The sequence below is a fragment of the Eikenella sp. HMSC071B05 genome (assembly GCF_001811325.1).
In the GTDB taxonomy this organism is placed as follows: Bacteria; Pseudomonadota; Gammaproteobacteria; order Burkholderiales; family Neisseriaceae; genus Eikenella; species Eikenella corrodens.
Map to the genome: position 1 here is coordinate 93,976 of NZ_KV804551.1, position 21,433 is coordinate 115,408.

Annotated in this window: 19 protein-coding genes and 1 pseudogene; 10 read left to right on the plus strand and 10 right to left on the minus strand. The window is 56.8% G+C overall.

From position 1 onward, the window contains the following. Positions 1 to 90 precede the first annotated feature (90 nt). On the plus strand, positions 91 to 453 hold the full coding sequence (locus tag HMPREF2796_RS06620; RefSeq protein WP_070632149.1) for a DUF2185 domain-containing protein: 363 nt from the start codon (positions 91 to 93) through the stop codon (positions 451 to 453). 97 nt (positions 454 to 550) lie between these two features. Here HMPREF2796_RS06620 and HMPREF2796_RS06625 read toward each other — a convergent pair whose 3' ends face one another. Further along, positions 551 to 1,465: a hypothetical protein gene (locus HMPREF2796_RS06625; protein ID WP_070632153.1), complete on the minus strand. Its 915-nt coding sequence runs from the start codon at positions 1,463 to 1,465 to the stop codon at positions 551 to 553. A 254-nt stretch (positions 1,466 to 1,719) separates the two neighbouring features. Here HMPREF2796_RS06625 and mpl point away from each other — a divergent pair, with 254 nt between their 5' ends. The 4 genes from mpl to HMPREF2796_RS06645 all read left to right on the plus strand — a co-directional run bounded on the left by mpl (position 1,720) and on the right by HMPREF2796_RS06645 (position 5,663). Next, the gene (gene mpl, locus HMPREF2796_RS06630) at positions 1,720 to 3,099 is read left to right on the plus strand and encodes a UDP-N-acetylmuramate:L-alanyl-gamma-D-glutamyl-meso-diaminopimelate ligase (protein ID WP_070632160.1); all 1,380 of its coding nucleotides are present in this window, start codon (positions 1,720 to 1,722) and stop codon (positions 3,097 to 3,099) included. A 112-nt stretch (positions 3,100 to 3,211) separates the two neighbouring features. Further along, positions 3,212 to 3,766, plus strand: coding sequence for a hypothetical protein (locus HMPREF2796_RS06635; RefSeq protein ID WP_070632163.1), 555 nt, complete (start codon positions 3,212 to 3,214; stop codon positions 3,764 to 3,766). A 254-nt stretch (positions 3,767 to 4,020) separates the two neighbouring features. Then, complete coding sequence (locus tag HMPREF2796_RS06640) at positions 4,021 to 5,130, plus strand: methyltransferase (protein WP_070632166.1); 1,110 nt, start codon at positions 4,021 to 4,023, stop codon at positions 5,128 to 5,130. A gap of 281 nt (positions 5,131 to 5,411) precedes the next feature. Then, positions 5,412 to 5,663, plus strand: a complete 252-nt coding sequence (locus HMPREF2796_RS06645; protein WP_023886272.1) for a BolA family protein — start codon at positions 5,412 to 5,414, stop codon at positions 5,661 to 5,663. A 135-nt stretch (positions 5,664 to 5,798) separates the two neighbouring features. On the opposite strand, the gene HMPREF2796_RS06650 is transcribed toward HMPREF2796_RS06645, so the two are convergent. After that, positions 5,799 to 6,287: a hypothetical protein gene (locus HMPREF2796_RS06650; RefSeq protein ID WP_070632171.1), complete on the minus strand. Its 489-nt coding sequence runs from the start codon at positions 6,285 to 6,287 to the stop codon at positions 5,799 to 5,801. Between the two features lie 426 nt (positions 6,288 to 6,713). Further along, positions 6,714 to 10,055 (minus strand): TonB-dependent receptor domain-containing protein, encoded by a 3,342-nt coding sequence (locus HMPREF2796_RS06655; RefSeq protein WP_070632174.1) that lies wholly within the window; start codon positions 10,053 to 10,055, stop codon positions 6,714 to 6,716. A 330-nt stretch (positions 10,056 to 10,385) separates the two neighbouring features. Here HMPREF2796_RS06655 and HMPREF2796_RS06660 point away from each other — a divergent pair, with 330 nt between their 5' ends. Beyond that, complete coding sequence (locus tag HMPREF2796_RS06660; protein ID WP_070632176.1) at positions 10,386 to 11,045, plus strand: hypothetical protein; 660 nt, start codon at positions 10,386 to 10,388, stop codon at positions 11,043 to 11,045. A 169-nt stretch (positions 11,046 to 11,214) separates the two neighbouring features. On the opposite strand, the gene HMPREF2796_RS06665 is transcribed toward HMPREF2796_RS06660, so the two are convergent. Next, positions 11,215 to 12,123 (minus strand): AraC family transcriptional regulator, encoded by a 909-nt coding sequence (locus HMPREF2796_RS06665; RefSeq protein ID WP_070632179.1) that lies wholly within the window; start codon positions 12,121 to 12,123, stop codon positions 11,215 to 11,217. Between the two features lie 256 nt (positions 12,124 to 12,379). Between HMPREF2796_RS06665 and HMPREF2796_RS06670 the strand changes: the two genes are divergently transcribed. Further along, on the plus strand, positions 12,380 to 12,721 hold the full coding sequence (locus HMPREF2796_RS06670) for a carboxymuconolactone decarboxylase family protein (protein WP_003821994.1): 342 nt from the start codon (positions 12,380 to 12,382) through the stop codon (positions 12,719 to 12,721). 85 nt (positions 12,722 to 12,806) lie between these two features. Then, positions 12,807 to 13,193: a rhodanese-like domain-containing protein gene (locus HMPREF2796_RS06675; RefSeq protein ID WP_070632182.1), complete on the plus strand. Its 387-nt coding sequence runs from the start codon at positions 12,807 to 12,809 to the stop codon at positions 13,191 to 13,193. A 111-nt stretch (positions 13,194 to 13,304) separates the two neighbouring features. Here the strand turns inward: HMPREF2796_RS06675 and nadD are convergent, their stop codons facing one another. Both nadD and ruvA read right to left on the minus strand, forming a co-directional pair. Further along, positions 13,305 to 13,919, minus strand: a complete 615-nt coding sequence (gene nadD, locus HMPREF2796_RS06680; protein WP_070632185.1) for a nicotinate (nicotinamide) nucleotide adenylyltransferase — start codon at positions 13,917 to 13,919, stop codon at positions 13,305 to 13,307. Between the two features lie 196 nt (positions 13,920 to 14,115). Then, positions 14,116 to 14,697 carry a Holliday junction branch migration protein RuvA gene (gene ruvA / locus HMPREF2796_RS06685; protein ID WP_064084163.1) on the minus strand — a complete coding sequence of 194 codons (582 nt, stop codon included), beginning with the start codon at positions 14,695 to 14,697 and terminating at the stop codon, positions 14,116 to 14,118. Positions 14,698 to 14,794: 97 nt separating this feature from the next. Here ruvA and HMPREF2796_RS06690 point away from each other — a divergent pair, with 97 nt between their 5' ends. After that, positions 14,795 to 15,274: a NemA protein gene (locus HMPREF2796_RS06690; protein WP_083308668.1), complete on the plus strand. Its 480-nt coding sequence runs from the start codon at positions 14,795 to 14,797 to the stop codon at positions 15,272 to 15,274. A gap of 116 nt (positions 15,275 to 15,390) precedes the next feature. After that, a complete protein-coding gene (gene glmS, locus HMPREF2796_RS06695; RefSeq protein ID WP_070632189.1) occupies positions 15,391 to 17,232 on the plus strand; it encodes a glutamine--fructose-6-phosphate transaminase (isomerizing) in 1,842 nt (613 codons plus the stop codon). Positions 17,233 to 17,479: 247 nt separating this feature from the next. Here glmS and HMPREF2796_RS06700 read toward each other — a convergent pair whose 3' ends face one another. From HMPREF2796_RS06700 to HMPREF2796_RS06715, 4 genes and pseudogenes are all read right to left on the minus strand, one after another. After that, positions 17,480 to 18,700 (minus strand): heme biosynthesis HemY N-terminal domain-containing protein, encoded by a 1,221-nt coding sequence (locus tag HMPREF2796_RS06700; RefSeq protein ID WP_070632192.1) that lies wholly within the window; start codon positions 18,698 to 18,700, stop codon positions 17,480 to 17,482. Beyond that, the gene (locus HMPREF2796_RS06705; protein ID WP_070632195.1) at positions 18,697 to 19,944 is read right to left on the minus strand and encodes a uroporphyrinogen-III C-methyltransferase; all 1,248 of its coding nucleotides are present in this window, start codon (positions 19,942 to 19,944) and stop codon (positions 18,697 to 18,699) included. The genes HMPREF2796_RS06700 and HMPREF2796_RS06705 overlap by 4 nt, the downstream gene beginning before the upstream one ends. Positions 19,945 to 20,026: 82 nt before the next feature. Then, positions 20,027 to 20,782 carry a uroporphyrinogen-III synthase gene (locus HMPREF2796_RS06710; protein WP_070632197.1) on the minus strand — a complete coding sequence of 252 codons (756 nt, stop codon included), beginning with the start codon at positions 20,780 to 20,782 and terminating at the stop codon, positions 20,027 to 20,029. A gap of 168 nt (positions 20,783 to 20,950) precedes the next feature. Further along, positions 20,951 to 21,433, minus strand: a pseudogene (locus tag HMPREF2796_RS06715) (hypothetical protein); the annotation flags it as partial.

Genomic DNA, 21,433 nt, shown 5'->3' on the forward strand with positions numbered 1-21,433 from the left:
TATGCCTGTTAAATCAACTGACACACTTTCCTCGCCGCAAGATTTGGCCGGCGGGGTGAAAGTGGGTGAGGCGTTTTAAGGAGGATACCTATGTTAAACCCGAAAATTTTCAGCCTGCCGGAAGAAGAGCTGCCGGTAAAAGACGTGCCGCAGGGCTATGCCATCGTTTCCGACCAGGTTGCCAAAGAAGGCATGCCCATCCGTTTTCTGTATCGCGAAGAGCCTGATGCCGCCTTCCCGCCCGACAGTGGCTGGCGGATGTTTTCCGGCTTTGAAGACGATGACTACGCCGACAATGCGGCCAACTTCCACCTCTACAGCCTGAAACGCATGGCTAACTACCAGCCGGCGATCGCCAAATTGCTGCACAGCCCCACCGGCTCGGTGTTTGAGCAGGATTTACATCAGCCGGATTTTGTGGCGGTGAGCGATTGGGAGATTCCGCAGGAGTAAGTTTGGTGGAGTCGCACATAGCAAATAAGGCTACCTGAAAAAAGTTTTTGCTTTTCAGGTAGCCTTTATTCTTCCCAATATCTATATCAAAGCCGACTCACTCCCCCGATGGCGCGGCATAATATTCCCGTTCTCGCTGCATCTGTTCGCGACGCAGCGGGGCGAGCAGGGTTTTGAGCAGCGCGCCGATTGGTACCACGGTGAGAATTATCCCCAGCAGAAACACGATATACACACACAACACCAGCCGCCTCAAGAGCGGCGACACGCGCCCGGCAGCCATCACCAGCTTGCCCCACACCAAAAAGCTGCGGTGCCCCACGCGCTCGCTGGCCATCAGTTTTTCATTTATCTTCACCGCCCCCATGTGTTGCAGCAGCGTTTCGTCTAATGTTTCATCGTGCTGCAAAGCTTCGGCGGTGCGCTGCCCGAAACGCGCCGCATCGGCGATTTCTGCTTCGCTGATGCCCGCAGGCGGCAGCCAATGCACGGCTTGCCGCTTGCCGGTAAACATCCACAGCGGCGTGGTGATGAAACTGGCTGCGCTGCCGCATTGGTCGATTTTCACCACATTGCCCACTAGCCGTGCGCCCGCATCGGCCAGAAAACGTTTCATTTTCTCCTGCGCCATCAGCCACATATTGCGGCAGCCGATTAATGTAATTACCGGTGTATCGCGCAACACCTGCCGCGCGGTTTCGCTTTGCAGAAATGCCGTAATCGGCTGGGCGGGCGACAAAAACCATACGCTGTAGGCAATCACCACCAAGTCATACCGCTCGTGCGCCAAAACAGGCGGCTCGATGGGTGCGGGTTGCAAATGTACGGTTTCGGGAAAGGCATCGAAAAACGGCAGGAAGCGCCAGGGAAAAGCAAACGGCTGCGCCGGCTGCAGCAACACATCGTCCACTTCAATTCCTGCCGCGCCGAGTATATCGCGCAGAAAACTCTCCTTCAGGCGCGCCAGCTGCCCGCTTTGCGAATACGATACCACCAACACACGTTTGCTCATCGTTATCCCGGCTTCCCAATTTAAAACGGCGGGATTCTAAATTTTAGCTGTTTTATTGTCAAATCAACGGGTTTATTCTGAAATGGGCTGGATGAAACCATATTGAATTCTGCTCAAACATCACTTTCAGGTAGCCTGCTGTACGGTAAGGCTACCTGAAAGCCTAATCCGCGGCATAGCAGGAATCGCCATGCCCGCCGCCGCGCCAATCCGCTATAATTCCGCCTTTCCATTTCCAGATAAGGCTTTCGGCTATGCAACACATCCACATTATCGGCATCGGCGGCACATTCATGGGCGGGCTGGCCGCCATCGCGCAAGAAGCGGGCTTCAAGGTGAGCGGCTGCGATGCCAAAATGTATCCGCCGATGAGCACGCAGCTGGCCGATTTGGGCATTGCTGTGCACGAAGACTTCGATGCGGAACAACTGAACGAATTTCCTGCCGATGTGTATGTGGTTGGCAACGTGGCCAAGCGCGGCATGCCGGTAATCGAGGCTATTTTGAATCGCGGCCTGCCTTATGTGTCCGGCCCGCAATGGCTGGCCGAAAACGTGCTGCACGACCGCTGGGTGCTCGGCGTGGCCGGCACGCACGGCAAAACCACCACCGCCTCCATGTTGGCCTGGGTGTTGGAATACGCCGGCCTGGCCCCGGGCTTCCTCATCGGCGGCATCCCGCAAAACTTCGGCATTTCCGCCCGCCTGCCGCAGGCGCCCAAAGCCGATCCGGCCAGCCGCTCGCCGTTTTTCGTGATCGAAGCCGACGAATACGACACCGCCTTCTTCGACAAGCGCAGCAAGTTCGTGCACTACCACCCGCGCACCGCCATCCTGAACAACCTCGAATACGACCACGCCGACATTTTCCCCAACCTCGCCGCCATCCAAACCCAGTTCCACCACCTCGTGCGTACCATTCCCGGCCAAGGCCTGATTGTGTGCAACGGCCGCGAAGAGAGTCTGCAAACCGTGTTGGCGCAAGGCTGCTGGACGCCGGTGGAAAACTTCGGCAGCGCAGAAGGCTGGCAGGCCGGCGAGCCGAATGGAAACGGCGCATTCGATGTGCTGCACCACGGCCAAACCGTCGGCCATATCGCCTGGCCGCTGTTGGGCGAACACAACCGCCTCAACGCGCTGGCCGTCATCGCCGCCGCCCGCCATGCCGGCGTGAGTATTCAGGTAGCCTGCGAAGCGCTTTCGCAATTCCAAAACGTGAAGCGGCGCATGGAAGTGAAAGGTTGCGTGCGCGGCATCACCGTGTATGACGACTTCGCCCACCACCCCACCGCCATCGCCACCACCATAGCCGGCCTGCGGCAGAAAGTGGGCGGCGCGCGCATCCTGGCCGTGCTCGAACCGCGTTCCAACACCATGAAACTCGGCAGCATGAAAGCCGCCCTGCCGGAAAGCCTGGCCGAAGCCGACCAAGTGTTCTGCTACGGCGGCGGCGTGGAATGGGACGTAGCCGCCGCCCTTGCCCCGCTCGGCAGCAAACTGCACACAGGCAACGATTTCGACGCTTTCGTGCAAAGTATCCTGAGCAACGCCAAGAGCGGCGACCACATCCTCGTGATGAGCAACGGCGGCTTCGGCGGGATTCATCAGAAATTGCTGGATGGCTTGGCAGAATAGGTGTGAATCTGGTAAAAGTTTGAAACTACGTTTAAAATTTCAGATAGCCTCCCCCTGTGGGAAAGCTACCTGAAATTCAAACCATCAATTAACCGTTCACCGAAAGCCAGCCATGAAACCAATTCTTACCGCCCTCCTCATCGCTGCCCTGTCTGCCCCCGCTGCCGCTGAATGTCTGATTCAGGCCAATAGCATCGGCGGCATCCGCCTCGGCCAAACCCCCGCCCAAGTCAAGCAGCAATTCCCCCGCGCCCGCTTGCGTCGCACCAGCGATGGCGAGGGCGTCTCTTATATTGCCATTGCCCTGCCGAACGGGACGGAAATTATTGCCTATCAGGCAAGTGTGGAAGATGACAGCAGCTCATCTATCAACCAGCGTGCCAAAATTACCATGCTCCAAACCTCCAGCCTAACCTGCAGTACCGCCTCCGGAGTTCGCCCGGGCATGACCCTGCAAACCGCAGCCGGCAAACTCGGCCGCGTGAAGCAGATTATGCAAAGTGAAATCGAAGCACGCGAGTTTGCCACCTTTGAGCGCCAGCCCGCTTGGTTGACCATCCAAGTGGAAGATGCTGGTCGCTACCGTCCGACCGACGATAGTCCGCCCCGCAGCACCAGCCGTTACCGTCCCAACAGTAAAATCCTCTCTTTGTGGATTGGGCAATAAACCTGCTTAAGGCCGCATAAACCCAAGGCTACCTGAAACCGCCATAGTCGTTTAACTTCGTTGCAGCTTGCGCTTTCAGGTAGCCTGTTTTATCTATCGGTATACGCAATCTACTGCTGTTTTGTGCATACGGCCTTGCTACACTACAGCACCCACCACGGCATCCGTGCAAATAACGATTGAACAGCCGACATTTTTTCAGGTAGCCTCTCACTCCCCCAAGGCTACCTGAAAACTAATCAAGCGAACCCACCATGCCTCACACCCTCACCTGGCAAGAACAAGGCCAAACCCGCCAAGCCCCGTGGCGCAACACCGCCGCGCAAAAGCCGCCCGCCGCGCTCGCCGTGGCCGAGGCCGGCCTTTCTGCCAAAGCCGCGCTCAAAAGCTTCCGTCAAGGTCAAGCCTTGCTTTGGCGCGGCGATTATCATCAGGCTGTTCAGCTGCTCTCCGCCGTGAAACGCCAGCTTCCCGCCGCCGCCTCGCCCGATTTCCACACCCACCGCATGCAGCAGGCGCAACGCAGCCGACTAGCTAACATGCTGCTGGTGGAAATAGATGCCGGCTATCGGCTGAATCTGCGCCGCGCTCCCGACGTATCCTCCTCCTTGGCCGATGTGTTCGGCGAACCGAACAGCGAGCCGTTCCTGCTGCCGCTCAACCTGCTGCTTGGCTTCATCGGTGCCCACCAATGGCACAAAAAAGGCGTAGAAATCCCCGCCCTCGGTGCGCGCATTCATGTGCCGTTTGGTGTATTCTCCCCTTTGCGCGGCGAGTATCTCGGCCTCATCGCCGCCGCACCCCTGCCGCCCCGCGCCCAGAGCGCCTTCGATATTGGTACCGGCAGCGGCGTGATTGCCGCACTGCTTGCCCGGCGCGGCCTCCAAACGATTACCGCCACCGACAACAGCCCCCGCGCCATCGCCTGTGCCAACGCCAATTTCCAACGCCTCGGCCTGCCCCAAATCAAGCTGCTGCAAACCGATCTTTTCCCCGAAGGCTGCGCCGACCTTATTGTTTGCAATCCTCCTTGGTTGCCAGCCAAACCCGCCGCCGATATCGAAACCGCCCTCTACGACCCCGGCAGCGCCATGCTGCAAGCCTTTTTGCAGCAAGCCCCCGCCCGGCTCAATCCCGGCGGGCAAATCTGGCTCGTCATGTCCGACCTTGCCGAACACCTCGGCCTGCGACAACCGAATGAATTGGCCGAACGTATCGCTGCCGCCGGCCTTACCGTCAGCCAACGCCTCGACACCCGCCCGCAACACCCAAAAAGCCGCGACCAAACCAACCCTCTCGTCGCCGCCCGTAGCCGGGAAACCGTGAGCCTGTATATTTTGCAACCGGCCGCAGAGTCTGCCTGAAGCTTGAGCTGCAACGAAGTTAAAACGCAGTAGAGTGCAGTATCAGCCAAATCGCTGCCCGAGCAGGCTGTTTTTCAAACCGTATTAAAGTTTCAGGTAGCCCATTACCCGATATAGGCTACCTGAAACTACCCAACACAAACAAAGCGCACCCTAACGGTTTACGGTAGAATATGCCCCTCACACAAACCCCGATAGGGGGTTCGCAAAAACAGAACAAGGCGGCAAGCCGCCGCAGCGTTTTTGTGAATCCGTTATAAGCAATTAATAAGGAATCCCACATGCTCACTCCCGAACAAGTCCAAGCCATGATTGGCGAAATCATCAACGCCGAAATGATTCAAGTGGAAGGCGACGGCCATCACTTTTTTGCCGCCATCGTGTCTGCCGATTTTGAAGGTAAACCCCGCCTCGCCCGCCACCGCCTGATCAAAGACGGCCTCGCCGACCGGCTGGCCAGCAACGAACTGCACGCCCTTTCCATCTCTGTAGCCGCTACTCCCGCCGAGTGGGCAGCCAAAAACGGGCAGTAATACGGCGCACATTAATTAAAGCAATCGCCAGCCTGATTATTTCAGGCTGGCATTTTTGCTGATACAACTCCTGCAGGAATGAGAGATCCTCCCACATACTTATCCAACACACAACTAAGAGCAAACTACTTTGTTTCATAAAGGATAAATTGGATGTTTTTTATTAAATAGCCAATGCTCATCTTGGCAAATCCTCCTAACAACACTTTCCTCTCCAGCAATTAGAGTATTATATCCTGCAGACCATGGCTTTATAATTATTATATTATCATTATTAAACAATAAACTATCCCATAATGTATACTCTTCAGATGGTGACAAGATTTTCATCCAATCTTCTACTTGATTATTAAATCTGTAGATCGTTAACTTATTAGATGATTCATTGAATAACCCATCCAAGTTTAAGCAGAAAAAATTATTTACTTTATATATAGATATAATTCTATTTATCTCATCCTCTTCTAAAAATGATCCATCAATTGCAGCATATATCCATCTATTTTTAATAATTTCCTCTTCATTGAAAGAGTATTCAAGCGTTTTTTTATCAAATTGCAAAAATCTTATTATCTCCTCTTTATCCAATACTTCATGTACGTTTAATCCCTTTAATATCGACATATCAACTTTCCAGTATTATCTTTAACTTTATCATTATTTAACTTTATTATTATAATTCATTGAGAGAGCTGTACTAGATTAGTAGATATGTTACTCTTAAAATATGGATATAATACAATGAAAATTAAAGAAAAAATTTTATAAATAACTAATCCGTTTTTTGGTGCAGTAAGTTACGGCCAGTTTCGCTGCTGATAGTCAATTAGTAACGTATACCGCAATTGCCAAACACCTAGCCGCAAGCCATATAGACCATGGAATTTGCTGTGATGCCTAAGCGGTTCAGGTAATTTCAGGTAGCCTTTATTCACTTTGGACGTGGATAAGCATTGGGCTGCCTTGTGTGCCACTTAGCAGCATAAGGCTACCTGAAACAATAGCTTTGTATAAACGTGCGGAACTTATTTTCAGGTAGCCTTTTGTGCGTTAAAACCGGGCTTTGATGCCGAGGGTTACGGTGCGGCCTGGGCCTGGGGTGGGGACGTTGCTCATCGGGTCGAGGTAGTAGCGGTTGGTGAGGTTGTTCACGCCGAGGTTGATGCTGAGCTTGTTGCCGATGCGGTAGCGGGCGTAGGCATCCCAGATGGTGGAGGCGCGCCAGTGGTAGGCTTGACCGGTGGTTTTGAGCAGGCGGCCCATGCCTTGCTCGATGAGTCGGTCGTGCTGTTTGCTATCGCGGCGGCTGTGGTGGATGCCGCGGATGCCGAGCTCGAGTTTTTCGCCGAAGAGGCGCACGCCCAAGTCTAAATTAATGGAGTATTTGGGCTGGATGGATTGGTAGAACCTGGTTGCGCCGATGCCGCCTTCGATGCAGGCGGGCACGCTGTTGTAGTACATATCGTAGGCGAAGGAGAGGTTTTCGTCGCAGGTTTCTTGTTTTAAACGGTAGGTGCCGCCGAGCGACATGAAGAAGTGGCCGAAATCGAGGCGGCTTTGCAGTTCGATGCCTTGGATGATTTTGCGGTCGTATTGGATGAGGTCTTTGTTGGCGGCGGTGTCGATGACGTTTTTGATGGTGTTGGAGAAATAGGTGAGGCGCACGTCGCCTTCGCGCAGCCTGCTCCACAACGGGGCGAAGTTGTAGCTGTAGCCGACTTCCCAGTTGGTGCTGCGCTCGGGCTTGAGGTCGAACGAGGGCAGCATGGCTTCCAAATACACTGCGCCGAAGCTCATATTGGTGGCTTCGTAGATGCTGGGGAAGCGCATCATCTGCGCCCAGCGCAGGTGCAGGCGGCTGTTGTCGGTGAGGTCGTAGCTGAGGGCGAGCATGGGCGACCAGGCCGAGCCGTTGAGGCGTTTTACCAGCGGGTAGTTGGCGTCGCCCGTTATCAGGGTATGGATGTGGCGGGCTTCGTCGGGCAGGTCGGTGCTGGCCAGGTCGTTGCGGCGGGTGCGGTAGTCGGGCGAATTATCGTCGTTGGTGTTTTCCTGATATTGGCTGGCTTCATAGCCGTAATCAAACGAATAGTTGTCGTCATTGGGATGATATTCGAAGCGGGCGCTGCGGCTCACGCGCAAGTATCGGTAGTAGCTGCCCTGCCTGCCCTGCGGGTTGCTTACGCGCTGGTCAAACAGGCCGTTTTCAAAGGCAGGGCCGTGGAATTTGCGGTTGCCGTATTCCACGATTTTGGGGCGCATCGGGCGGTAGAGTACGGTGCGGCTTTCATCGAAAGCCTGGTATTGGCCGTTGCCGTCCACATAGCCGGTGTTGCCGTTTTGGTCGTGGCGCGACAGGCTCTCGTCGGGAAAGAAACCGTAGCGTTGTTCGAAGTTGCGGTAGATGGTTTCGAAGTTGCCCGGGTCGGCGTCGATTTCGGCTCTGGCGCGGCGGTAGGCATCGATTTCTTCCTGCGTCATCAGTTGCAAATACGGCAGGGCAATGCCGCTGATGACGTTGCCGCCGTTGGCATTTTGGGTAACGGAATAGGCGGGGTTGCGGCTGGCACGGGCGCGGGCGAGTAGGTCGTCAAACGCCCAGAAGCGGTCGTAGCGGATGCCGCCTTCGATTTTCAGGCGTTCGGTCGGCCGCCAGTCGAAACTCAGTTGTGCACCCCATTCTTTGCGCCGCCCGGAGCGCGGGCCGGTGAGCTTGGTAAGCGCGGTTACGGCATCCATCACGCCGAAGAAGTCTTGGTTGTTTTTTGCCACTTCGCTGCTTTCGTCCAGCTTTTCGTATTGGTGGTGGGCGGAGAGGGTGAGGCTGAATTGGTCGTTCAGGCGCATGCGGTTGCTGAGGTTGAAGCCGGTACGGGTGGCTTTGGTGGTTTGCACCGCGCCGGAGAATACGGTGTTTGCGCCGTCGATAACGGGCGGGTCGTTGGGTGGGGTATTGCGGTCGTAGCCTTCGTCTATCAACTCTTGGCAGCTGGCAATGCCGCGTGCGGGGTCGGGCTGGAGGTTGTGGCGGAAGCAGCGCGCCCAGGCATCGTATTTGTTGTCGCCGTACGGCACGGCCAAGTCGGGGCCGCCGCTTTGGTGGCGGGTGCTGGTGGTGCGCACGCGCCAGATGTCGGCTTTGAGGTCTATCCAGCGGCTGCCTTCGGGTTGCCATTGGTAGCCGAGTTTGTAGGTGCGGCTGCGGATGTCGGAGTCGATGCCTTGCACGGGTACGATGTCGTAACGCTTGCGCTGCATATTGTATTGGCTGCCCAAGCCCAGCAGCAGGTTGTTGATGAAGGGGTTCATCTCGCCGAAGCGGATTTTGGTGTCCATGTAGTGCAGGTTGATTTGCTGATCACGCGGCAGATACCAGTTGTTTTTTATAAGCAGGCTGCGGCTGGAAACGTTGCTGTTGGGCACTTGTTCGCCGGGGCGGTAGAGGTCGGCCATATCGGGAATCAGGGCATCGGAGCGGTCGGCGCGCGGGTCTTCGCTGTCGTAGATAGCATTGTTCAGGTAGCCCGATGCGCCGCGTTTGCCGCTGAAGTAAGTGCCTTTGCGGCGGTCGCTGTAGGCAACGAGGCCGTCTGAAAGGTCGGTTTTGAAGGCGGCGGAAAACAAAAGGTTGCGGTCGTTTTTAAATTCGGCAAAGCGGCTGCTTTGGCGCGGTTTGTCGGCATCCGTGCCGTAGAAATTGAGCCCGGCAAAAGGCACGTTGCCGCCTAACGTGCCCGATGCGCCGTCGGCGGTGGGGTTGCCGGGCAGGGTGCGGTAGTCTTTGCCCAGGTAGTCGTTCAGGTTTTGCAGCGGTTTGGCGGTGTTGTTGGAAAACTCGGTTTTCACTTCCACGCCCCAGCTTTTGCCTTCGGGGATGATGTCGGCGGGCTCGATGGTGCGGATAGCCACCGCGCCGCCCACGCCGGACTTCACGCCGCGCGTCATGGCCGGGCCTTTTTCTACCGTGATGCTGCGGAACAGGGCGGGATCGACATAATTGCGGTCGGCGATGCCGTAGTTGTTCATCCACACGTCCACGGTTTGCTCCGTGCCGTCGATGGTAACGGGGATGCGGCCTTTGCCGCTGATGCCGCGGATATTGGGCGTAATCGCGCTGCCGGCGTTGCGGGTGTTCATGTTGTACACGCCGTTTAAGCCTTTGAACACGTCGCCGGCGGCATCCGTGCGGTAGCGTTCGAGATATTCGCGGCCGGCGTAAACGCTGGAAACGTTTTTGCGGTACACGTCGTCTGCCCCTCGCTGGTCGCGGCTGCGGGCTTTGATTTCGATGGTTTCGAGCTCGGCAGAAGTATCGGCGGCGGCCTGCATGTGGGCAAAAGCGGCGGCCAGCAGCAACACCAATGCGCTGGGACGAAAGACTTGCGGCTTCATTTGTTAGTGTCCTGTAAATATTAGTAATCAAAATAGACGGTAAATAAGGTTTATTCCTTATTTTTTACAGATATAATGAAAATAAACGTTAAGAATATTCTTATATTATTTAATTTGAGAATTATTTTCAATAGTAAAAAGGTATTAGTTTAGAGATAGGATGTGGAGAAACAACAAATCAATAGTTGTATACGGTTTGGAGAAACCAGAAGTTGGGCGAAGAACGTGCCTTATCGGCTACGATTTTGAAAAACACAGCAGTTTTCTTTACAATACCGCCCAGCAGCAATGCTGCCTTATTCAACCAATATTGAAAGAAGGAATGACTTTATGAAATCTAAACAAGCACTTTGGTTGCTGTGTGTATCTGCCGTACTCGGCCTTTCCGCCTGTGGCGGCAAAGGTAGTGAAGAACAGGCTCCGGCGCCGCAGCAACAAGCTTCACAAAGCCAGGAAGCCAGCCAGCCGGCTGAAAGCAGCAGCCAACAGGAAGCCGCTTCTATGGACAACTTCCTGAGCAACGCCCAAGCTCTGCAGGCGGCAGAAGATTCTCTCAAAGCCTTGCCGCAGTTCTCTGGCAAGGAATTGAATGTATTCCAAAACGTTCAATTCTATGGCAGCAGCCGTCCGCGCATTGAAATCGACATCCAAGACCCGGAAAAACCGGATAATATCGACCACTACACCTACGAAGACGGCAAGTGGAGCGAACCGCAACCGGTACAAATTTCCGGCGGCGGCGACATGAAAGACAACGTGACCCCGTTGAACGACATCAAGTTTGCCACCGTGGCCACCATCGCCAAAACTTGGAGCGAGAAAGCCAAGGAAGTGGAAGCCACTGAAACCCAGCTGGATTTCGCCAGCTTCCAATTGTGGGTACCGAACCAAACCCGCCGCTGGATTACTTCCACCATCGAAACTCCGCGCGCCAAATACTCTGCTGATTTTAATGTGGATGGCACGTTGAAAGATTTCAAAAAGCAGTAATACGAAGAACGGCTTAGAGAGTAAACAGAGGCTACCTGAAGATTTCAGGTAGCCTTTTATCTTGGATGGGTAAAACCAGAGACCGCCATATGCAGTAAAAGGCTACCTGAAAGCCCAGCGGACACAACACATGTTTTTCAGGTAGCCTTCATCAATTCAAACACTATCCTCAAGCCACAGCCTTCTCAGCCTCCTCCAACTGCTGTACGCGGTACTGCTTCGGCGTTTGCCCGAAATATTGTTTAAACGCACGGTTGAAATGCGATTCCGACACAAAGCCGTTTTCCAACGCAATACGCAAAATCGTATCCGCACTTGCCGCCAGTTGCACCGCCGCCTGCTGCAGTCGGATCGACAGCACAAAGCGGTGCGGGCTCTCCCCGATTACCGATTTAAACAAACGCATCAGCTGTGCCCGCGAAAGTTTCGCCATTTCCGCCATCCGCGCAATCGACCAATCCTCCTGCGGTGCGAGCAACACCGCCTGCAACAGCCCGCTGAGGCGCGAGTCTTCCAGTTGCGACAAAAAAGAAGGATCACTGCTCTGCTGCCGATAGCGCCGCAACACCGCCACCAGCATCACCTGCGAAAGCGCATTCACCACCGTGCCGCTGCCGTAGCGCAGCCTTTCTGCCTCATCCAGCATCATCGATGCCGTTTGCCGCATTTCCGGCAGCGGCAGCAGCAGGCATTCCGGCATGCCCAGCCACAGCGCCGCATGGCGCGTATAGCGGTATTGGCCGCATAACAGCTGCAAGCGGTTGCCGCCGCAATCTTTCACCGCCAACACGCCGCTTCCATGAAGCTGCGGCTTGCCAGCCGGTTGCGCCAAGCCATCCAAACTGTCGGCAATGCTGTGCGCCGTATCGTAGGGCAGCAGCACCGCATCGCCCGTGCTCAACGCCACTGCCTGCCCGTTGCCTACCTGCAGCCAACCGCTGCCCGACACCACCCAATGCAGCCGCGCCGTTTCCGGCTCGGTTTTGTGTTCCAAATGAAACCCGCCGCCCAGCCGGCAGCACACATCAATCCGACCTCGCAGCCGCGCCAGATAAATTAATTTGTCTAACACATCCATTTCTCTTCTCCTTATTGGTCGGTGGCGGGAACATATCGCTAAAACGCTTTACTTTATGCTGTGTTGGCTCTCTTTGCCATGCTGCTTGTATTGCCGCTGAGCAGGAAAAATAGTTGCTTCAGTTATCGCAGTCAAAAGAATGAGACGATCAGTCAATCCCTGCACTAAAACTTATGCCATCATACGCCCCATCAAACGGTTTCGGCAAAAGCCGCCCGTTCAAATTTTATTTGAGTTTATTCGCCAGGAGAACACCATGTTTTTAGATTGGAAAAAACACGCCACCCACGTTAAACAATCATTTGCCAAGCTCGGCAAAGGCCATCCCAAAATGTTGGCCGGCTACGCCGCCCTTGAAAGCGCCGCCGCAGCCGAAGCGCTGGATGCCAAAACCCGCGAACTCATCGCCCTGGCCGTGGCCGTTACCACCCGCTGCGAAAGCTGCATTGCCGTACACGCCCAAGCCGCTGTGAAAGCCGGTGCCACCGAGAGCGAAGTGGCCGGTGCACTCGCCACCGCCATCTCCCTCAACGCCGGTGCCGCCTACACCTACTCTCTGCGTGCCCTCGAAGCCGTGGAAGATGCCCGCGAAGCCTAAACCGATTTTCAGGTAGCCTTTGTAGCCTTTAATGAATAAAAGGCTACCTGAAATTCTCCTTTCCACCATCAAGAGAAAAATCCCCATGAAGAAAACCCTCTCTCTAGCCGCCATCGCCCTTTTGGCCTCCCTCCCAGTTGCTGCTTCTGCTCACGGCCAGCACAGCCGCAAGTCTGCCCAGCAGCGAAGCCAGCTGCGCCAGGCCCCCGCTCGCCAAGAAGCTGTGTGGATCGACGTGCGCACGCCAGAAGAATATGCCGCAGGCCATCTGGAAAACGCCAAAAATATTCCGCACGACCAAATCGGCCAGCAGATTGCCGCCCACGTGCCCAATAAAAACACCCCCATCAACCTCTACTGCCGCAGCGGCCGCCGTGCCGAAACCGCCAAACAAGTGTTGGAAAGCATGGGCTACACCAACGTACAAAACCGTGGCGGCTACGAACAGCTCAAACAATCCGGCATGAGATGATGATTGTGGTTTGACCGCATCATACCCACTACCAAAACTACTGCCCCAAAGGCTACCTGAAACTTAAAAAGTTCAGGTAGCCTTTGCTTTGGCAAGAGGCTACCTGAAGAGTTATGCGCCGGTGTGGCAATATAATTGGTGTTGCCGGATGTAGCTGAGCACGGCGGGGGGGATGTCGGGGCTGGTGTGTTCGGTGGCGAGCTGTTGGCGGATTTGGCTGGAGCTGATGGGCAGCGGCTTGGCTTGCAGGATGTGCAGGCGGCCTTGGGGCAGGGCTTCGGCCAGCCAATTTTGCAGTGGGGCGGGAGCTTGGGCAAGGCGGCTGCCGGGGCGGGGGGCAGCGGCAATGCGGCATTGGCGCACGAGGTTTTGCCAACGGTGCCAGGTGTGCAGTTGCAGCAGGCTGTCCATGCCGATGAGCAGCCAGAGTTCGGCGGCAGGGAAGTGTTGGCGGAAGATTTGCACGGTGTCGTGGGTGTAGGTGGCGTCTTGGCGGACGATGTCGCAGTCGCTCACTGCCAGGCGGGAGTCTGCTTGGGCGGCGATTTCGGCCATGGCGAGGCGGTGGTGGGCGGCGGTGCGGGGGGTGGTTTTGTGGTAGGGGTCGCCGGCGGGCAGGAGGATGACGCTTTCTAAATCCAGCTCGTCGGCAAAGCTGCGGGCGATGTGCAGGTGGCCGTTGTGGATGGGGTCGAAGGTGCCGCCAAAGAGGCCGATACGGGGCATGGTGGGGTTCCTTTGCTGGGGCTTTCAGGTAGCCTTTGGGTGGGTATGGCAATAAGTTAAACTTTTGCTACGGCGTTGGCTCGCTTGCTGCATGTGTGCATTGTTTGTGGCTTGCCGCTTTGTATTGACTGTGTTGGTTGACTATTAAGAGGCTACCTGAAAATGGTTGGTTCAGTTTCAGGTAGCCTTTATCTGTTTATTTCAGCAGGTTTTTCAAGGCTAGGCGCACGCCTTCGCCCACTTCGGTATCGGCTGGGATGCCTTTGGCGGCGGCGCGGGCTTCTTTTTCGTTGTAGCCGAGGGCGAGCAGGGTGCTGACGATGTCTTCGCTGCTGTCGTCTGCTTGGGCGGCGAGCTGGGCTTGGACGCCGCTAGAGGTAGTGAGTTTGCCGCGCAGTTCGAGCACCATGCGTTCGGCGGTTTTCTTGCCGATGCCGGGGGCGGAGGAGAGGCGTTTGATGTCTTCGGCGGCAATGGCGGCGGCGAGTTCGTCGGCATTCATGGCAGAAAGAATGCCGAGCGCGGTTTTGGCGCCGATACCGCTCACTTTAATGAGCTGGCGGAAGGTGTTGCGTTCGCTGTGGCTGCCGAAGCCGAACAGGAGGTGGGCGTCTTCGCGCACGATAAGCTGGGTGTAGAGCGAGACGGTTTCGCCCACGGGGGGCAGGGTGTAGAAGGTTTGCATGGAAACGTCGGCTTCGTAGGCGACGCCGTTTACGTCGATTACAACTTGTGGGGGGATGGCTTCGATGAGTTTGCCGGTGAGCTTGCTGATCATGGGATGAGGCTACCTGAAAAATGGGAAGAGGAGCATTATATCGGTTTATTCAAACGGGTTATAATCGGGCATTGATTTTGATTGGGTTTAAGGGGGAATGATGATGAAAAAATGGAATTTTGTGGCTGCCGCCTGCGTTGCGCTGTTGGCCGGCTGTTCGGGCAGCAATGTGCTGCTGGGTTTGGGCTTTGCTGGCCGTCATCTGGGCTTGGGTACGGGTTTGAGTATTCCGGTGGGTAGCCGGAATAACGGCAGCAATATGCAGGATTTGGGCGGTTTGCGCATTATTGAAGAGCAGGTGGTCACGTATTTCGATGCGCAGGGCAAGGCTGTGCCAAACGAAGTGAAGGGCGGCTACTACCGCCAGCTGCTGAGCCGCCAGGGCAGGGGTTATTTGGTGCAGGATTTTTACGAGAGCGGGCAGAAGCGCAGCGATGCCATGCTGCTCACCCGCGAGAGTCTGTATGATTTCCGCGCCCATCCGCAAAATGGGGTGCTCACCACTTATGCCATCAACGGCAATATTTTGTATCAGCAGAATTTTAGAAACGGTAAGATGGTGTCGGCTTCGTATTAAAACAAGCAATATTGGCGAATCGGGCTGCCTGGATGGCGGCCTGGTTTGCTATAATCTGCCCGATTTTTTAGCTGCTTCGGCGGCTGGCAACCAAATAGTATGAGAAGGACTTTGCAATGTGCGGTATTGTGGGCGCGGTGCGCGCCAATCAGAATGTGGTGGATTTTCTTACCGACGGCCTGAAGCGGCTGGAGTATCGGGGCTATGATTCTTCCGGTATTGCGGTGGGCACGGAGCAGGGTGCGATTGAGCGCGTGCGCCGTGTGGGCCGTGTACAGCTGATGGAAGACGCGGCTAAGGCTGCCGGCCTGTGCGGCCACATCGGCATCGGCCACACCCGCTGGGCTACGCACGGCGGCGTAACCGAGCCCAATGCGCATCCGCATATTTCAGGTAGCCTGATTGCGGTGGTGCACAACGGCATCATCGAAAATTTCGAGGAAGAGCGCGCCCGCCTGCAAGGCTTGGGCTATGTGTTTGAATCGCAAACCGATACGGAAGTGATTGCACACAGCGTACACCACGAATACACCGCCAACGGGCACCAGCTGTTTGCCGCCGTGCAAGCTGCCTGTGCGCGTTTTCACGGTGCGTATGCGATTGCCGTGATGGCGCAGGATAAACCGGCAGAATTGGTGGTGGCACGCATGGGCTGCCCGCTCTTGGTGGCTCTGGGCGAGGGTGAAACCTTTGCCGCATCAGACGTTTCTGCCGTGGTGGCCTTCACGCGCCGCATCGTGTATCTGCAAGACGGCGACATTGCCGAATTGGGCAGCGAAGGCATCCGCCGCCTTGTCGACCGCAGCGGGCAGGAGGCCAAACGCGAAGTGCGCGTGTCCGAGCTGTCGCTCACCTCGTTGGAGCTGGGACCTTACAGCCACTTCATGCAGAAGGAAATTCACGAGCAGCCCAAGGCGATTGCCGATACTGCAGAAGTATTCCTCAGCGGCGGCTTCGAGCCGGAAAACTTCGGTGCCAAAGCGCGGGAAGTGTTCGAACACATCCGCAGCATCAAAATCTTGGCCTGCGGCACTTCCTACTACGCTGCGCTCACTGCCAAATACTGGCTGGAAGCCATCGGCAGAGTGCCGACCGATGTGGAAATCGCCAGCGAATACCGCTACCGCGACGTGATTGCCAGCCCCGACCAATTGGTGATTACCGTATCCCAATCCGGCGAAACGCTGGATACCATGGAAGCCTTGAAATACGCGCAATCGCTGGGGCAGAAGCACAGCTTGTCTGTGTGCAACGTGATGGAATCCGCCCTGCCGCGCGAGAGCGAACTGGTGCTTTACACCCGTGCCGGCGTAGAAATCGGCGTGGCCTCCACCAAGGCCTTTACCACCCAGCTGGTGGTGCTGTTCGGGCTGGCGGTTACCCTGGGCAAAATGCACGGCCATGTTTCCGAGCAGCAGGCGCAGTCTTATATGGAAGAATTGCGCCAGCTGCCCGGCAGCATCCAACACGCGCTCAACCTCGAGCCGCAGATTGCCGCCTGGGCGCACAAATTCGCCGAGAAAAACAGCGCCCTGTTTTTAGGGCGCGGCATCCACTACCCCGTGGCCTTGGAAGGCGCACTGAAACTCAAAGAAATCACTTATATCCACGCCGAAGCCTACCCCGCCGGCGAGCTCAAACACGGCCCCTTGGCGCTGGTAGATGCAAATATGCCCGTGGTGGTGATTGCGCCGAACGACAGCCTGCTGGATAAAGTGAAGGCCAATATGCAGGAAGTGGGCGCGCGCGGCGGTGAGCTGTTTGTGTTTACCGATTTGGACAGCAACTTCCAGCCCAGCACCAATGTGCACATCATCCGTACCCCGCGCCACGTGGGCGTGCTCTCGCCGATTGTGCACACCATCCCAGTGCAGCTTCTGGCCTACCACGCCGCCTTGGTGCGCGGCACGGATGTGGACAAACCGCGCAATCTGGCTAAATCGGTAACGGTGGAATAGCGCGGCTGGAATGGAAAAAGGCTACCTGAAAGTTTTGGGCTTTCAGGTAGCCTTTGGTTTGGGTAAATATAAAGTTGGGTTGGGATAGTTTGCAATCTGGTGGTAAAGGAGATTTTTCGGTTAGCAGCGACAGGGCAGGTTGACACCAATAGGTATAGCGAACTAAACACAAACTAATAAGGCTACCTGAAACGAGCTTTGCAATTTCGGCGCAGCTTGTTTCAGGTAGCCTTTTTACCGTATGCCCCTATTCGGCAGCGGTTTCGTCGTCTTCCGGAGTGATTTCAGTCAGCACCAGCTGGCGTTGCTGCTCGGCCTGCTCGGGTTTGTCCATTTCGTCAAACACTTTGGCCAGCACCAAGCGTGCCTGCGGGGTGGCTTGGGCTTGCAGGCTGGCTTCGAGGTAGCCTTGGGCTTTGCCCCACAGTTGTTTGGCGTAGGCCATTTGGCCGAGGTGCAGCAGTAGGGCGGCGTCTTGCGGGGCGTCGTGCAGCCAGCCTTCCACGGTATCCATAATTTTCTGCTGTTCGCGCGGGCTGAGGTAGCGGGCGGCTTCAATCATGGGTGGCAGGAGCTGGGCATTGCGGTGTTTGGGATAGTGGGTTTTCACCCATTTCACCACGCGGGGATACTGGCCGATTTGCAGCATTTTTTCGGCAATCGGGGCGCAGAGTTCGCCTTCCTGCATTTCTTTGGGAATGCGGCCGAGGCAGGCTTTGAGCGCGGGATAGTCGGTGGCGAGGGCGAGGAGCTCGCGCCAGGCCCACTCGCGGTATTGGGCGGCTTCGGCGGCGTTGAGGGCGGAAGCTTTTTCCAGCTTGGCGACGCGGTCGAGCACTTCTAGGGGGTTGTTTTGCTCGAACATATAGCGCAGCTGCAGGCGCACCAGGCGGGTGAGCTTGGGATTGATGGCGGCAGCGGCAGCCAGGGCGGCCTCGGCGGCGGGATAATCCTGCCGGTTGAGTGCGGATTCGGCTTCGAGCAGGTGGCGCGAGAGCTGGGCTTTGTGCGGCAGCTGGGCGATTTCTTTCAGGTAGCCTTCACGCTTGGCATCGTCGCCCATTTGGTCGGCGCTGTGTACGGCGAGCATCAGGGCGAGGGTACGGTTGTGGCCGGCTTCTTTGTTTTCCAGCACTTTGGCGGCTTCTTGCTCGGCGTGTTGGAATTTGCCTTCGAAGTAGGCGAGGCCGGCTTTGTTGAGCGCGGTTTCGGCATGATGAGCCTGGCGGCTGCGGCCGAAACGGCGCACGCGGCCGGGGATATTGATGATGCCGTTAATCAGACGCAGCAGCAGATAAAGCAGCACCACGAACACAAGCATGGCGCCCACAAACAAATGCAGGTTGACCGCAATCTGAGTTTGGGTTTGATCGATAACGATATACACGTTGCCGCTGTAATGCTGCGCAACAATGGTAAGGCCGACGGCGGCGGCAAACAGCACGATAATCCAAATCAGGCCTTTCATGATTCAATCCCCTTGTGAGCGGCGGAAGCCTGAGCCGGCGCCGGAAGTACGGGGGCGGAGGCTGCCGGTGTGGGTTGGCTGGCCGGCGCGGGCACGGAAATGGGCGCGGCAGGCTGAGAAGCAGCGGCTTCGGAAGCGGCTTCAGGCTGGCCGAGCATTTCGCCTTGGCGCTGCTGGCGGTAGTCGGCGATGGCTTTCAGGCTGGCGGAGAGACTGTCGCCCACGTTGCCGCTACCCGGCTGGATGGCCTTGAGCTGGGCAATTTCGCGCAGCCAGGATTGGGCGGCAGGGGTGGCGGCGTCAAAGTATTGGCGCACGGCGTTTTCCGAGGCGGCCAGGTCGTTTTGGTAGATGTCGTTTTGGCGTTGCATCAGAGCCACTCGGGCAGAAAGCAGGTGCAGGCGCAGGTTTTCGCGCACATAAAACGCCTGTTCGGGCGACATCAGGAGTGCATCGGTGCTATTGAGGCGGCGGATTTCCACCATACCTTTGAGGCCGCCGAGAGTGCGGTTCCAAGCTTGGCGCCACCACGGATCATTCGGCGAGACAGCAGCGGGCGCGGCGGCTTGCGGCGGGCGCAGGCTGGAATCGGCCAAGAGCGGCAGTGCGCCCACGGCGGCTTCCAGGCGGCTCAAGCGCAGCGCGGCGTTGGCGGTGTCGGTGAAGGGGCGCTGGCGCAGTTTGGCCAAGTCGGCGCTAACGGCCTGTTTCAAAGGCAGCAGCTGCGGCTGCTCGAAACGCGCCAAACGGGCATCCAGCCCTTCGAGCACGGCCACGGCGGCGGGCACGTTGTCGGCAATCACCAGCTGCTGGCCGGCCAGATTGAGCGCGGCTTCAGCTTCGTCCACCACCCAGTCGCTACGGGTTTTCAACAGCTCTTGCAGGGCGCGGTTGTTGGCAGCGGCTTCAGCCTGCTGGGTTTGCATATCGCTTTGCAGCTGCTTGATTACAGCTTCGTTGTCTTGCAGCTTGCGGCCGGCATCGGCCAAGAGGGCGGCATTTTGCGATTCGCCCAAGGCAGCCTGATTGATTTTTTGATCGAACTGGATTTCCTGGTATTTGAGCAGGTTTTGCCCCTGCACAAACAAAAAGCCGCTGGCACCCAAGCCGAGCACGGCCAGCACGAGGGCAAACGCACCTAAGCCTTTGCCGCCGGATTTAACAACCACCGGCGCAACAGGGCTGGCCGGGGCGGGAGCGGGAGGCTGGGGGGCGGGTACGGATTCGTTTTCCGGTTGGCTCATGCTATTCCTTTCATATTATTCAATCGGTTGTGAGGCTACCTGAAAGCCGGTGCAGCGTTTGCGCACATTGGCATTTCAATTTTCAGGTAGCCTGAGTGAGGCGTTGCCGTTCGGCAATTAAAGCGTTTTCCAGCTCTGCAGCCGAACTGAGCAGGCGGATGCGTGCCGCGCCGGCTTGGCTCAGTGCCTCGGCAATGCGCGGATGATGGGCGAAGTATAGCAAGGATTGCAGCTGCTGGGTTAGGCTTGCAGGTGCCGCGGCAAACAGCAGGCGCACTTGTTCGGCGGAAGTAATCCAAACGGCGGCGGGCTGTGCGGCGGCAAACAGCGCCCAATCGGGCGTGAGCGGCTGGCGTTGGTAAATATCCGCACAGGCTACCTGAAAACCGCACCGGCATAAGGTATCGGGTAGGGTGTTGCGGCCTTCCCGCCCGCGGATAATCACCACGGATGCACCAGGATTCAGGCGCCGCCATAGCGGCAGGGCAAGCACGGCTTCGCTGTCGTGGCCGCTATCGGGCGCAACGATACGGGCAAAACCGGCTTGCTGCAAGGCTTTGGCCGTGCCGCTGCCTACGGCGATTTGCGGTTGCGGTAGGCTGTGAAGGAGGCTACCTGAAAGCATCGGCAGGGCGGTTTCCACGGCGGTGGGGCTTATCCAAACGGCAGCCGAAGCTTGCTGCAACTGTGTGGGCAATCCGGCCAGCACGTTTGCTTCGGGCCGGATATGGATGAGCGGGAAGGGCACGGATTGCCAGCCGGTGCGCCGGCATAGGGCAGCATCGGCGGGAATGCGATTGGCGGGGCGGATGATGAGTAGGGCAGGCGGGTTGCGCATCAGTGAAGATGGATTCGGGAATGGTTGGTTTGATGTTTTCGCTTTGCAGAAGCTCAGCGGTGGATTAGCAATGCCGAAACCTCTTTTCAGGTAGCCATCATGCAATGGCAGAAGGCTACCTGAAAAAAGGGAGGGCTGCCAAGCGGCATTCCTCCCTTTTGTCTGCGCTTAAAACAATTTCATGCGCTCTTGCATCCCTGTACCGAGCCAGAGTAAAGGCAGGCTGACGGGTAGGGTAACGATATCGAGGGCGGCGGTGAATGGGGTGGCGAGTGCGCGGCCAACTCCTCCCGCAGATATGGATGAAACGGGTTTGGTTGTGGTTATTGTGGTACTGATGGTAACGGGTATCGGTGTTTCAAAACGGTAGTCGTCTTTCATACCGCTCGGGCGGGCGTAGAGCCGGCCACACACCCGAATCGTGCGGGCATAGCGGGATGCGCCTTTGCTGTCGGTAACTTGCCTGAATTGCAGCCGCTCCAGCTCGGCGCGCTCGCGGCGGCGTTCGGCGGGGGAAAGGCGCGGGTTTTCTTGATAAACCAAATCGAAATCCGCGCTGCAGAAGCGTTGCCCCGACGGACTGGTGTTCAGCCTGAAGCCTTCCCAAGGCGGGGTACTGCAGCAGTTTTTGGGGTCGTTGGAGGGATCGTA